8 protein-coding genes are annotated in these 14,363 nt (G+C 42.6%); 3 read left to right on the forward strand and 5 right to left on the reverse strand.

The features are described from left to right. The first annotated feature begins 366 nt into the window (after positions 1–366). The gene (locus tag CU053_RS03940; protein WP_158106989.1) at positions 367–2,136 is read left to right on the forward strand and encodes an AAA family ATPase; all 1,770 of its coding nucleotides are present in this window, start codon (positions 367–369) and stop codon (positions 2,134–2,136) included. 54 nt (positions 2,137–2,190) lie between these two features. Here CU053_RS03940 and CU053_RS03945 read toward each other — a convergent pair whose 3' ends face one another. Further along, complete coding sequence (locus CU053_RS03945; protein ID WP_100551457.1) at positions 2,191–2,994, reverse strand: hypothetical protein; 804 nt, start codon at positions 2,992–2,994, stop codon at positions 2,191–2,193. Beyond that, positions 2,991–7,802: an Lcl domain-containing protein gene (locus CU053_RS03950; protein ID WP_100551458.1), complete on the reverse strand. Its 4,812-nt coding sequence runs from the start codon at positions 7,800–7,802 to the stop codon at positions 2,991–2,993. Before CU053_RS03950 ends, CU053_RS03945 begins: the two co-directional genes overlap by 4 nt. 218 nt (positions 7,803–8,020) lie before the next feature. On the opposite strand from CU053_RS03950, the gene CU053_RS03955 reads away from it, so the two are divergent. Then, entirely contained in the window at positions 8,021–8,998 is a 978-nt protein-coding gene (locus tag CU053_RS03955) for an Rpn family recombination-promoting nuclease/putative transposase (RefSeq protein ID WP_100551459.1), read from the forward strand. A gap of 66 nt (positions 8,999–9,064) precedes the next feature. Here CU053_RS03955 and CU053_RS03960 read toward each other — a convergent pair whose 3' ends face one another. From CU053_RS03960 to CU053_RS03970, 3 genes are all read right to left on the reverse strand, one after another. Continuing rightward, complete coding sequence (locus CU053_RS03960; protein WP_100551460.1) at positions 9,065–9,379, reverse strand: hypothetical protein; 315 nt, start codon at positions 9,377–9,379, stop codon at positions 9,065–9,067. Positions 9,380–9,541: 162 nt separating this feature from the next. Continuing rightward, positions 9,542–10,114 (reverse strand): hypothetical protein, encoded by a 573-nt coding sequence (locus CU053_RS03965; RefSeq protein WP_158106990.1) that lies wholly within the window; start codon positions 10,112–10,114, stop codon positions 9,542–9,544. Positions 10,115–10,123: 9 nt separating this feature from the next. Then, the gene (locus CU053_RS03970; RefSeq protein ID WP_100551462.1) at positions 10,124–13,411 is read right to left on the reverse strand and encodes a hypothetical protein; all 3,288 of its coding nucleotides are present in this window, start codon (positions 13,409–13,411) and stop codon (positions 10,124–10,126) included. A 391-nt stretch (positions 13,412–13,802) separates the two neighbouring features. Here CU053_RS03970 and CU053_RS03975 point away from each other — a divergent pair, with 391 nt between their 5' ends. Continuing rightward, positions 13,803–14,294 carry a hypothetical protein gene (locus tag CU053_RS03975; RefSeq protein WP_100551463.1) on the forward strand — a complete coding sequence of 164 codons (492 nt, stop codon included), beginning with the start codon at positions 13,803–13,805 and terminating at the stop codon, positions 14,292–14,294. Positions 14,295–14,363 lie beyond the last annotated feature (69 nt).

Raw genomic sequence — 14,363 nt, forward strand, 5'->3', positions numbered from 1 at the left:
GAGCCTGCCCTAAAATTCCCCTTCGTTAGCGAAGGGGGTGAAGCCTGTCTTGGAGAGCATAAACTGCTTTATGCTCTCAAGGCTGAGCGCTGTAAGCTCCGCGCACAGCTGGAGGATATGCGAAGCAGACGGGGTAGTCTTCAAACTCAGTAAAAGTCCGTAACTTCAGTTAATTAAGACATTAAGCAAAGCTAATGGGCTTACTCTCCCTTCGCTTCTGAAGGCAAGATTTGAAACAACGGTGAGGAAATATAAAGAAATAGGAGTTCGAAACTCAATGACTGAAGTTATTACGCATTTGATGGTAACTTTGCAACGATATTGCTACCATAGGCACCAGACTTTACTGTAAAAACAAAGTAGCTTATGCCTAAGAAAATTTATATCGGTTCTTCTAATTTTGAGAAAATCATTACAGGCAATGGCTTATTTGTCGATAAGAGTCTGTTTATTAAAGAAATCATTGAGGATACTAGTGATGTGATCCTGATCACGCGCCCCAGACGCTTTGGCAAGACCCTAAACATGTCCATGCTGCATCATTTCTTTGCCGCTAAAATTGGTTTTATTGAAACCCAGGGCTTGTTTGATCATCTCGCTATTGCCAGGGAAGATAATGGTTTTTACCTTAAGGAGTATCAGGGCAAATATCCCGTGATCTTTGTGAGCTTTAAAGACATTAAGGCACGGGATTATCAAACGGCATTGGAACACCTGTCACTTTTGTGCAGAGATCTCTTTAGAGCACATTACTATCTATTAGAGTCTGAACAATTAAGCTCCATTGACAAAGAAATATTTCGCAATTACTTAAGATTTGAAATACTCAGTGCGTCAGAAATAGATGTCTCATTAAAAAGATTGAGCGAACTTTTCTATAAACACTACCAGCAGAAAGTAGTCATCTTAATCGACGAATATGACACCCCTCTCAATGCCGCTTATGTGGAGAATTATATTGAAGCATTAACCCCTTTGATGCGTAATCTAATGAGCAATACCTTTAAGGACAATGACGCACTTCACAAAGGTGTTATGACAGGCATTTTACGCGTCTCCAAAGACAGTATGCTCTCAGGCTTAAATAACCTTGAAGTCTATACAATTTTGGATAAAGAATATCGCGAATATTTTGGCTTTAGCAACAAAGAGCTTGATGAATTATATCAGGATCAGGGTTTGATTGCGGATAGAGAAAATGCCAAAAAATGGTATAACGGTTATAACTTTGCAGGACTTCAGATTTACAACCCCTGGTCGATTTTAAATTGTCTGCATAAAGATGGAAAATTTGATGACTATTGGGTGCATACCTCCAATAACAAAATGATTGAAACCCTGCTGCTGAAATTCCGTGAAGATGTGCATCCTGCGGTGACGCAATTGATGGAATATAAGACGGCAGAAGTCATTATCGATCGCCATGTGACCTATGACACGCTGGATATTCAATCGAGCAGTTTATGGAGTTTGTTGCTGTTTGCAGGCTATCTCACTACCGAAAGCTGTGAAGCTACTGGTAAACTCCTGTATCGTTGCCAGGTTAAGCTCCCAAATATCGAAATTGTTCATTTACTTAATTATTACTTCGATATGTGGTTTAGCACACGTTTAGGCGTACAGTATCAATCGTTTTTAAATAATCTGGTTGAAGGCAAGGTGGAGAAGTTCAGTGAACAATTAAACACTTATCTCACTGAAGCCTTAAGTGTCAGAGACACAGGCTATACCGCCGAGAAGTTTTATCATGGTTTGGTGCTCGGTTTAATCGCGTCATTAAGAGAGACTCATCTCATCCATTCAAATCGTGAATCAGGCGAGGGATATCCTGATGTGCTGATTTATCCATTGGCAGATAATCAAAAGCATGATTTGGGAATTGTAATGGAATTTAAGCATGGGAAGGAAGACGATAGCGAAAATCAGGAACTCCTGGCAGAGAAAGCCCTAAGCCAGATTGATACGAAAAATTATGTGGCAGAACTTAAAGCGCAATCGCAGGTCAAGCGTATTTTAAAACTAGGACTGGCGTTTAACCACAAGCGGGTGGTTGTGAAGCATGCTTTAACGGAACGCGGCCTTGCCGGAGCATCTCTACTACTCATGCTTGCTACCGTGCAACTTCGCCAATTCTAATTCAGAATGTCTGATTTGAATTTGGTTGTTTATTGTAATAAAAATAATCACTCATTATAAATAATTTGTATTGTTATAAACCTGTCCATATTTACCATTAAAGTCACTGCAGCTGTTGACGCTAAGAGGCGTAGGTGAACTTGATGGACTACCTGGACTAGACATGGAGTTATCGAAGCTTCCATCTGGACTATAGATGGGTTGGTTGGGGGCTGCATCGCAACTCACGGGAAATTGAGAAAGGGTAACATAATAGCTATCCTCATATTTGGTATCATCAGGGCGTTTCCAGTCCTTAAATCCTCCGACTAAATAAAGACCTGTATTACTGTCGCTATTGACTCCGTTACATCCTGAGGAAATGCAGCCTCGAGAGAACGCGCTGACATAGGTAACCCAGGTTTCTTTGGGGTATTTCCCATACCAGCCAGGATCATATTGATCACGCGCAACATTGATATAAAAAGTTAAATCTCCACCATTAAAGTTTACATTCTTAACAGTGAAGGTGATTAAACAGCCCGAGAGATATTTGCCATGCGCATCCCCATAGTTGTAATTACCAATCATTTGTATGGTTTGCGTGCTTTTGCCTGGATTGATGACATCCCCCGTGCTTGCTCCTGAAAAGGCATTGCATTTAGGAGGATAATTTCCCAAGGCATCGGTAATACTGGTAATCTCCACCTGAAAGGGGCTTTGATTGATAAACTGAAGGTGCCCTGCTCGGACATCATGGCTGTCGGTAAAAGAAGAGGTGTTGTAATACTTGGTGTCATCTTTGGCAAAAGTTAGGTTTACTCCAAGCAGTAACATCCAGCTTAGGTTAATGCTGGTAGTCGAAATAAATGCTTTCATTTTTCATTTTCCTTAGGTGTAAGTTGATTTTTTGTTTTTAGTGGTGTACTTGATTGGCTTGCACTAACGGGTAGAACAAAAAATGCGTCATGTTGATAGTAGTCATCAAAGCCCAGGCTAATTCCAGCACTATTAAAATTAAGGATCCACCAGTCCCCTGCCTCTAGTTCCGTACTGGTCCAATAACTGTCTTGCTGTAGGTTCAAAAAACCAACGGCATTGAGATAGTTTGCAATCGTTCCGCAAGGTTGATTCTTTTGAGCCCCACAAATATTTGTCTGATTCCAATTGTAAAAAAGACCTGTTGATAAAATGTTTGAATAGCAGGAGCTTCCATTCCAGAGGTCTTGGCAACCAAGCTCCTCCATACTGGGTAACCGCCAGTTGCTAAGCCCACAGACTTTATTGGTGTTGGCTTTAGCAGGGTCTTGTTGTGCCTCGGTCATCAATTGTTTGGCTAGACTCCCTGATCTTGCCCATAGTAAATTAGTTTCAGTATCTAACATACAATTTTCGGGATCGATGGGGTATGGAATAAATCGCCCACCACACGAAAGTATATCATCAACAATGCGCAACTCTTGTCCTCTAGGGCAGGTACTGTAATCCAAAGTAGACGCTTTTCCATGACAAATGACCGAGATCTGGTTTTGACCAACATTATAATCGGTTATCATACAACCATCTGGCACAGCTGGAGGTTCGGGAGCGCCTTTGTTTACGATACACGTTTGGGAGCCATCTTCATTGAAACGAATTCCATAGTTGGGATCACAATCCCCTTGAAATTTTTCATATTGCTCCAGAGTCATGACTATCTCATCTAAAGCATAGGCTGCTGATGAGGAAGGATTATATGTCGGGCACACGATATAGGCTTTACCACCTTGATAGCTGACCAGGGTGCATGCCCCGGTGATATTTGGAGCGCCTGCTTCAATCTGGCATTGCAACTTGCCTGTATCATCGGCAAACACGCTGGAGCCTGGCGTACATATCGTTGCATAACTCCAGCTGTCATTAAAGGTTTTTGCATCACCACAAGTCGCTGAAATCGTTTGAGGATAAGCATTACCCAAGTTGCCAAAGGCAGCATTGTAAATTATACACTGTTGCGTATAGGTGCCAGGCGCAGGGGTGTGTCCTGTACTGACTACACCTGTTTTATCCACCACAAAAGTCTGATCATTCGACGGTTTTGGCCAAATGGGATTCACTGAGAGATCTGTACTTACCCATGAACCCGATGGTTGACCACTACTTAAACTTTGACAATAAAACACGGGTTCTGGGAACGGGGCATTATTGGCATTATCCTGAGAGGTCCCCAGTGCCTTATGTAAATTGCCTAAATAGGATAGGTCACACAAAGCTTCAACGCTTGAATCAAGATAATGTGATTTTTCCCATGATCTGGCATCTGGGGAAGTGTTTGATTTTAACGAGCTGGTCTTTTTATCCCAGAAGGCGCAGTGCACACTTTGCATATCTGGAGTAGTCGTTGTTTCATAGATATAGGCACCACATACCCCTGACCATTGAGGAATACTGACTTTACCATCGCTGTTATAAACGTAGACTTGATGATTATGCTCGATAGGAGATGCGGCAGAAAGAACGGTTTTTATCCATTGAGTGTTTTCAGTGGCAGAACCTGAGCTTGGATGGCAATAGAACTCAAGGTGATCACTGTCTTTGGCGATCCCAAGACTGGAAAGCGCACAATGAGATTGGATATCTGGCGTGATTTGCCCACGTTGCAGCAAGTAATCCGCCAAAGCTGACGCTAAGGGTTTGCCATCTTTATCTGCACAATACAGGAAACCTTTGGGCAAAACGTCTTTGTATGATTTTCCGTTACTGAGGTTGTATTGGCTACAAAACAAGCTGCCGTCAGGTTTTAAATAATCAAGGTAATAAGTAACATTGTTGCAGCGCGTAACAAGGCGATCTTTGTACACAATTGGTTGGGAGCAATAATCTCTCCAGTTACCCTTAGGTAAATTATCTTTCATCGAATCAGGCCATAAGTCACTTGGCGAGGGCGACCATAAGTAGCCAGCTTTATTGATGCTAAAAGCACTTGAGCTTAGCGTGTTTCCACTATTGCCATTGTTTACGGTAACTTCTGAGGCATTGCGATACATGCCATTAAAATCAATGCCATAGTTATGAATAACATCTAATCGATATAAGGGCCAGGTTTGGACAATATCATCGTTGCCCTTCATTGCTGTGGCACCGATGAATTGACCATCATTACTGATGACAACCGTTTTGGGATCAATAGAAGAGGCAGGTGAAAACTTTAAGCCATTATCAAGGATGCTTTGGTAGTCAAAGCTATTGACACTACAGGCGAGCATCGCTGTTGTAGGGTTAAAATTGATGAAAATATCATGCAAGGAGACATTGCTAAAATTGGTGGATACACAAGAAGCAGGATAAATCGTATATTTCTGAAAAGCAGGTAGGCTTGCGCTTGGATTGACTGAACATTGCAACTCTAGTGGAGAGGTAACGCTGGAGTATGCTGAGGCATTGCACACGTAGGAATTATCGGGTTGTTTTGTGCAGCCACTTCCTGTTTGAGGGTTAAAAACCTCGGGTATTTTGCAAAACTGTGACCAATTACCGCGTGGTAAATCCGTATTAATGGGACTGACATCTTGAAGATAACCATTAAATAAATTGTCATTAACGACAAAATTATCGGTAACAATTGCATCCCAGTAGGTTTTATTATTTTCAGAGGGCACTGCTGTGTTTGCCTCAAAACGACTGACAATAGCGTAGACATATTGGGTGTTGCCACTTCCATCCTGGCGGGTAAATTGAGGGGCGATATTGGCAAAATTACTGCCAAATTCTCCATCGGCTGAACTTGGGGGTAAAAGCGAAAAAGCACTGGAGACGACGCTGTATTGCGCCATGACTCCTACGGTTTGATAAGGATAGTCGCTACTGGGAAATTGGCTTTTACAGTCAAAGAGCTGTCCATTAGCTTCGTAAAAATTCCCTGTAAGTGCACAAACAAAAGCAGGATCGGCATTTTGTGTTAAAGCGGCTAAATTACGACTTTTTACGAGTTTAATATAATTTTCAATATCTGTTTGGCTGAGCTGATGTTTCATTGTGAAAGGAACATAAATCATCGGTACAGTATCGCTATTGGTGAAGGCTTGAATCCGCTGCGTTGTTCCAGGAATAGTATTAAATGAAATTTTTCCCACTGAGGCAGAGGTCGCGGGGATGCCACCAACATAACTATTGACCTGAAAACTAGTTAATCCCTGAGTAAAAGTATTATTTAGTGTTTGCAGTGCATTCGTAAAATCCTCTGAAAGACTGGAAATATCAATGCCATACGCCTTAAGCAAATCGGGTTTAAAGTAGTAGGCATATACAATCGCCTGTGATGCACTGGATAAAATGGTCACAGCTTGCGCGTAGAGCTGATAAAATTGCAATGACGTATTGCCAAGATCAATCATCTGTGTTGTTTCACCCAGATTTAACAGTGCATACCCAGGTTGCGATTTATTTAAGTATAAGCCTCCTGTGCTATTGATAATGGCCTGCACCTGTTGGGCGTATTTACTAAGCCACTGATTGATCAAATCGCCTAAATCCTGAATGTTAATATTCGTCTTATCCCCAGTGCTTAGAACACCAAGGTAGTCTAGTGTTTTAGTCAGTGCATCTGCGGTCTGCTTTCCCTCTGTAGTTATGGAAAGCACATTGAAAACTTCCTGAGTGAATAAAGACATTTGCTGATTCGTCCACGGAATTCCCTGGCGTGTATTTCCGTTAAGGTCCTTATATGTGTAGGGAACAAAGGCGGAAAAACTGCCATCAGATTGAAAAATAGCCGAAGTAAACTTATTTCTTGTGTCATCGGGATATTGATTGTTATCCATACCAAGCACCACTTGAGCGCGAGTGCCACCACTTAGGCTAAATAAAAGCTGACCATTTTCAAACTTCACCCCCGTGACGCTAATTGCCCCATTTGCAATTTGTGCTTCATCCAAAGGATAAAGCTGAAAGTAGACGCTACTAAAAGACCACACTGTGGTATTGCCTTGTTTGATGATCGCATCTCCATCGTAGATCACAAAACTAAATGGTTTACTGCCTCCAACATTCCAGCCTGAAGCAGGCATAGCTTCACCATTGTTAATCACCAGATATGCGCCATCCTGTGGATTACTCCCTGGTGTTTCGTCTTCTTCAATACTAGGAAAAATAATAAGGTATGGGGCTATGGGCGGGAAGATCCAGCTTGAAATAGTCTCGGTAAAAAACTGACTTTGTGGATTGTCGGCAAAAGCCAAAATACCATTTGTGGTGGAATTAATCTCGGTATAAAGCGTATTAGCTGCTTCATCTAATTTAAACCCAAGGGTTCCTGCAATACTTTTAATAATATCTTCAATCAAGGCATCAGTGGCAGCGAAATCCTCAGTCATCACCTGCATTGTCGTTTGCTGCATGGTTTCAATATCATTAATACCTTGAAGAATCTGCTCTAACATTTCCATTTGCGGGTCAGGCTGTGGCCAGATCAGACTCCAGAGTTTACCTGCGCCAAAATTAGCCAAGGCGGCAAGGGGGTCAAACGCATCGAGGATAGTTGAGGCTTCATTTTTTACAAATCGATCCGCGAGCCCCTTTCCTGCCAAACAGGCAAAACTGTCTTTGGAATCTCCTGCTTCATCCCAGACATTACAATCCTGGGCATGGGTTATTTGCATGCTTAAGCTCAATAAAGATAAGCAAAAGAGTGATCTAATTGTCTTTTTCATAGTAGGGCTCCTTACACGATCAATGCTATTTAGTTTCGTCTCCTGACGTGCTAACAGATATAAGCCATAAAATTAAAATATGCTACTGTGATCATCGGAAAATTTAGCTTTCTGTCCGAACTCCAGTTATTTATTCTCAACAACCTTAAAAGTTGAACTGTTGCTTATTGCAGCTTAATGATAAAATGCCAATAGATTCAGTCATGCGAGGTGAAAAGATGAGATTTTTAGATATTCGCACCGATTTTGCGTTCAAAAAAGTGTTCGGCAGCGAAGGCAGTAAACCGCGTCTTATTTCATTTTTAAATTCGGTGATTCAATTTGAGGGTGATGCTAAGATAACCGATTTAACGATCGTTGATCCTTATAACATCCCACTGCTAAAGGGAATGAAGGACAGCTTTGTAGATGTCAAAGCCGTACTTGATAATGGCTGCAAAGTAATCATTGAAATGCAGGTTTTGTCACATGCGGGGCTGGAAAAAAGGATTCTCTATAACGCAGCAAAGAATTACTCGACACAGCTTTTGGAAGGGGAAAAGTATCATTTGTTAAATCCCATTATTGCGCTGACCATCGTTGATTTTATGATGTTCGAAGACAATACCAGACTCATTTCAAACTTTAAGCTTCTGGAAAAGGAAGAGTTTATCACCTACAACGATGATCTTGAGCTTATTTTTATTGAATTGCCAAAATTTACTAAAACATTGGAAGAGCTAAAAAACATCCAGGATCAATGGCTCTATTTTATTAAAAATGCAGGGAGTCTTGCGCATATTCCGCACAACCTGAGCACCGAGGTTATCTCGGCATTTGATATCAGCAATACCGCAGCTATGACTGAGGAAGAACTTGAAGTTCAGTACAAGAAAAAAGAGTTTATTATCGTGCAAAAGGAAATTGCCGAGGAGAGGGAAAAGGCTGAAAAAAAGGCAAGTCAGGCAGAGGAAAAAGCGAGAAAAGCAGAGGCTAAAGCAATAGAAGCAGAAAAAAAAGCAAGAAAAGCGGAGGAGAAAGCAAGAAAAGCGGAGGAGAAAGCAAGAAAAGAGCGTAAAGAAGGGGTAAAAGAAGGAAAGGCACAAGTACAAATTGACATTGCCAAACAACTTAAAGCAGCGGGTATGGGTAATGCGGAGATTTCTGCCATGACTGGTTTGTCGGTTGAAGCGGTGAGCCAATTAAACCAAGACTGAGTTTTTACTCTAGCCCAAAACGCTCAACATTGAATGCTTCAGGTCGAGCTTAGACCACCCCATCAATCAAAATTCTTCGCAAATGGTTTGATCATTGCCCAAAACAAGTCCTCTTTGTTGGGCAATTTTGCTAAGCTTCATCATTTTAGCGTGATAAGAATCATTGTCGTTGCGTTTTCTAAATGTTGCTGGCTTTTCAGTGTAAGGGTTGAACATAAAAAATTGATGCGTACCCCGGCTGATATTGCATGTACGAATATGAGCAACCTTAGTTGCTTCCTTCCAATCTGTACTTTGTATATCTAAGATACATTCTGCAAAGACGCTGCCACTTAAGGTCAATGCCAGCAAGATTGAAAGTAAGTTGTTTTTAATATTCATTTTGTTGTCTCCACTGGTGCTGTTTTTTTGACCATCTCATTATATGGTTTAAAAGATAATCTAATTAAGAGGAATATTTGACCTTTGAAGGAAATTTTTCCCCTGGTTGATGGATCGATTAAGCAGGTTGTAATAAACTACCCCATCCCTGGGCATTGATTATTAGCTTTGTGATTCAAAGCAGTAGACAGGTCTTGCGTAGGTAGCGCCACAAGAGGAGTTGAAGCTGCCACCGTCACCGTAAATGTAAGCAGTCCAGTTGCCATTAGTGAAGGCTTGTCGTCCCCAGTTTGCCTTTGCTCCCGCACCACTACTTGGTGTGGTGTTAGAAAGTGATGTCCAGTTGTTACAAGAGGCAAAGTTATCAAGACCGGTAAAGGTACCATCTACATTTGTAGCCGCTTTAACCCCCGCACCAGGAGAACCTGAGCGTGGATCATTGATTGCATTCACGAGATTGCCACTTAACAAAGTTCCAGTGGGAGCAATCGGCAAGTTGTAATTCCAGTTTGCGGTGTAGGATAGTAGATTATTGTAACCGATATTATCCCTGGCATTCATTCCAGAATCACTTAACCAGGCTTTAAATATGCCACCGTCGTTTGGATTATTTTGATCGTTGGCACAAATACTATTGGCTTTTGCCACAGGAGTCGTCCCCGTAGCCGCAGTTGCGCCTTTGTTTAACATCCAGGCATTGTTATCCCCACTGACAACGCTATAAGACGTAAACACACGACACACTCAACTATACGCGCAACCGACAGCAGCTTTGAAGCTCGCGTTATTATTGCTTAAACTTGACACGTCTGCAGAGCTCGTAAAGGTATAGTTTCCATCGACGTTAGCAACATCCAGGTCAAAGCTACAGCTTGAGTGTGCCGCGATTGTGGTGCCGCAGGTGTCATTACTGACGGTCAAATCACTACTTTGTCCTGAAGTATTAAGCGTCAGTCCCGTGACGTCAGTATCCCCTTTATTCTCCAAGGTAATGCTGTTGACAACCGCATCGGGGTTTAAAGCGGTGGTACGCTTGGGTAAATTCAAGGGGCTACTTGTTGTATTCAAACCAGAGCCTGTGCTTGCAGCTGAATAGGCAAGATAGCCTAAAGAAGAGTCGACACTAAAGTCTACAGGTAAACTATCGGCAGAAAGGTTCTTGTGTGCTCTTAAAGTTAGCGCATAGCTTGCTCGCATGCTTGTTTCATTAGTTTGAATCCCAATAGTACAGCTTGCATTAGCGGCTACCGAAGTCCCTGTGAGACAACTTACGCCTGAGCTCGGTGCAACAATGGTCACGTTTGCCGTATCGCAGGTATCCAGTCCATTTGCCACACAGCTGATCACATAATCAGAGGAGGTAGTTGAAGGCTCCCATGCGGTTTGGGTGTTGGTGTTGGTAATACTCACATCGGTAACCTGATTGCCTGTCGCAGGACGTCTGATGCTACCAGCATCACCGATAGCGCCAGGCGTCACTGTCACCCCCGCGACATTAACCTGCATTTGTGTGTTGCCATCACAGTTGGCACAGTTTTCAGCATCCCCAAATGCCGCATAATGATAAGCGCCATCGGTAACTGAATTATCAGCAGAAACCTCAAAGCTGCAACTGCTCCCTGAGGCAAGCGTTGTTGGTGAGCTTTGACTACCACAATTGTTGTTAGCTGTAGTTAGTTCAGCAGGTTCAGTAAGATAGAAGTTAGTAATATCGGTGTTTCCTGAGTTATTTACCGTGACCGTTTGTACTATAGGATTCGAGCCCTTACCAATATTGGCGATTTGCGGCGCAAAGCTCACAAAGCCCATATTATCGATTACATCAAAAATGACAGATTGGGCAGAAGCGAGGTTGGTTGCCTGGCGGATATTTAAAGCGTAACTGCCGACATTAGCAGAAGATTCTACCTGTAATCCTAAGGCGCATGTACCACCCGCGGAAACAACCCCACCTGCTAAGCAATAAGCTTGTGACAATCCCGTACCAACCATGGAGATTCCTGTGGTATCAGTACCTGTCAGTTGATAATCCTCGACATTGGTAGATGGGTGCCAGTCGAAGCCTGAGTTATTGGTAATCAATACTTCGGTAATACTATTCCCACTCATAGGCACGGAAATGGCAGCTACTGGCGCAATTGAAAGATTGACACCTGTCACAATGACGGGGATGGTATGAGAGACGGCTTGTGCACCCGAGGTTCCATCAGCACTGATGATGAAATTGCCAGCACCCATGCCATCAGGCGCATTCACGCTAAAGCTGCAACTGGCATCTGGGACTAAGGTGCTACCCGTACAGCTGTCGTCTGTTTTTGTCAGTGGCGATGGGATATTAACAGCCACGCCACTAATAGGCGTCTGCCCAATATTGTTAAGCGTGATGGCTTGACTGCCACCAATTTGGAGGCTGGTGCTTGCAATTTGGGTACTCCCATCACTAAACTGAAATTTCCCGACAGCACCTTTGACAGAAAAGCTTTTAGTCTGCTGAGTCGTAAGATTTTGCGCAGGGGTAAGCGTTAGTGTGTAGTCACCAGGTGCTGTATTGATATTGGTTTCGATCGCTAAATCACAGCTTGCCCCAGGGACGACAGGAGTACCAGATAAACAGCTACTGCCTAAGCTTGCGCCAAGCACTTCGATATTTTCTGCCGCTAGCGTTTGGTCCTCTGGGCTTATGAGATAATTTTCAGGGAGGTTGGAAGGTACCCAGTTGAATTTACCGGTATTACTAATGCTCACATGGATCACCTCTTGACCTGATTCAGGAACACGTAAGGCATCACTCGTACCAACAGTGCCAATGCTTATTTCGGCAGGAGCTACATTTACACTCGCCTGACTGATAAAGCTATTGCCAGCACTGTCGCTGTAATGAATGCTAAGCGACTTATTGCTTTGAGGTTGGGCGGTGGCATCGACGTGTAATATAATCGTGCAGCTATCGTTGGTCTCACCACTTGCAGCCAATTGATGACCATCGACACATGTGCCACCTAGCTGATGAACGTCACTAGGCAAATCAAGCTGAATGCCTGGGGTTTCAATAGTCAGTACAGTATTGGCAAGATTCGTGAAGGTAAGCGTTTCAAAACCAGCAGGATCAGTTAAAGTGGCACTGCTATCTAGTTTTCCTGGTACGGCTGAAATCTCAATCGCTGGAGAAATTTTATTTCTTAAGTTCGCAGCAGTGACGCTTACTGTCTTAGAAATCGGGTTATTGGTCAGCTCAGCATAATGCGCTAAGATGGCATCACTGATATTACTGCCTCCTGGAAGATCAAAGCTTATGACCGCTGATTGTCCAGGAGATAAGTTTTCAGCACGACCGTCTTTACTGTAAAGAATGCTTCTTGAGCCATCTAAATTGTGTGTAAGCACGGCACTTTTTAGATTTTGCATACTATCGGCCAGCCAATCAGGCACTCTGATGCTCACGTTATTTAAAGCAACAGTGTTTTCCGCTGGGTTTAACAGGGTGATCGTCGTCGTGCTGTCAGGAGCAATTGCAGTGACGTTTGTGACTTCAGCCAATGGTAAGGCAGTGTTTCCAGCACCAACAAATTGGATTTTAACTGGTAGACTGATGGTTTGTGAGTTGGTTTTAACTTGAATATTACCATCCACCTTCGCACCATCGCTGTTACTTTCAACCAAAGCCTTAATCGCGCAACTTGGTTGTGCTGATGATAAAGCCAGTCCTGCTTTACAGTCTGGTAAGCCTGTGGTGTTCTCAATTTGTGTCCACAAAACGCCGCTTGCGGCTGGAAAATCAATGGCACTGATTGTGCTGCCTGTTTCTCCCGCGCCAAGTGCCAATGCGGCGGCTTGACTGCCTGTATTCACGACAGCCTCAAAAACACCTGCTTGATTAGTAACCATTGTTTCAGGCAGGCTGCTGAAAGTACTTAGGTTGATTGGCTCGGAACTGCTTGAGTCTGAGGAGCTGCTGGAGCTACCTCCACAACCTGCGAGTAATCCCAAGAGACTTGCACTAGTTAATAGGGAAATAAGTTTACGTTTTTTCATGGTTTTCTCCTTTTTGGTTTATCTGGGGTGACAATTTAAATTACACTCTTTTATTGATCGTTTTTTGTCACAAGCACATAATACGTACAGATAAACCGTTAAAAAAGTATATATTTTGATCTACAGTGGTAATAATTACCATCATAAGGATTAAGATAGTGCTTAGACAAAAATCTGGAAAACCATTCAATTAAAAATTATGGTATGTGCTGCTGCGCTTGACATCCTTAATACCTAGTCACTACACTCAACGCCAGAGGTTAAAGTATATGACCTCGTCAGTTGTCCGAAACTCAGCTTTGCGTTATGTTTACGCTTGAAGCTGGCAATTATACATTGAAGGTTGTTGTGTTTTGGACGTTCATCGTAACCATATAGAAGGATTTAAATAATGAAAACTAGATCACTAATGATGCTCATTGCTATGAGCTTAAGCACCGCCGCGTTTGCTATAGAGAACCAAACGATCCCAAGAATGCAAGTAGGAATCAGTGTACCTGGAGATGTACTATATTCTTTTACGGTTAAAGGTTATTCCAGGTCATCTCCACCTATGGCAGTAGGTGCTCGACATTCATCTAGCGTTACTGTAGGAGCAGATCAGTTTCCCCTTAAAGCTAGTATTGTTAAAGATAAGATGCACTTAAGCGTTGACGGGACGATTGTTAATGGAGGAAAAGATATGGGCTTTACTTTAAGTGAGGACACACTTGATTATAAGCTGTATCTAAAGTGCAATGCTGACTGGTTAAACTTAAACGCTGCTATGCCTGTGACATGCCCGATCAAGCTTGACGGTGTTGCATCTGCTATTATTCAGGTTTGTCGTATCAATGACAGCACGTGTGATGGACAAATAAAACCTGCGCAACAAGGTATATAAGAACGTACAAACTCAGAGAGAACTTTAAATTTTGTAATCTCAAACCTCCTTTAGGAGAGAGCAAGGAAT

Origin of the sequence: Caedibacter taeniospiralis, assembly GCF_002803295.2 — a bacterium.
Taxonomy (GTDB): Bacteria; Pseudomonadota; Gammaproteobacteria; order Francisellales; family Francisellaceae; genus Caedibacter; species Caedibacter taeniospiralis.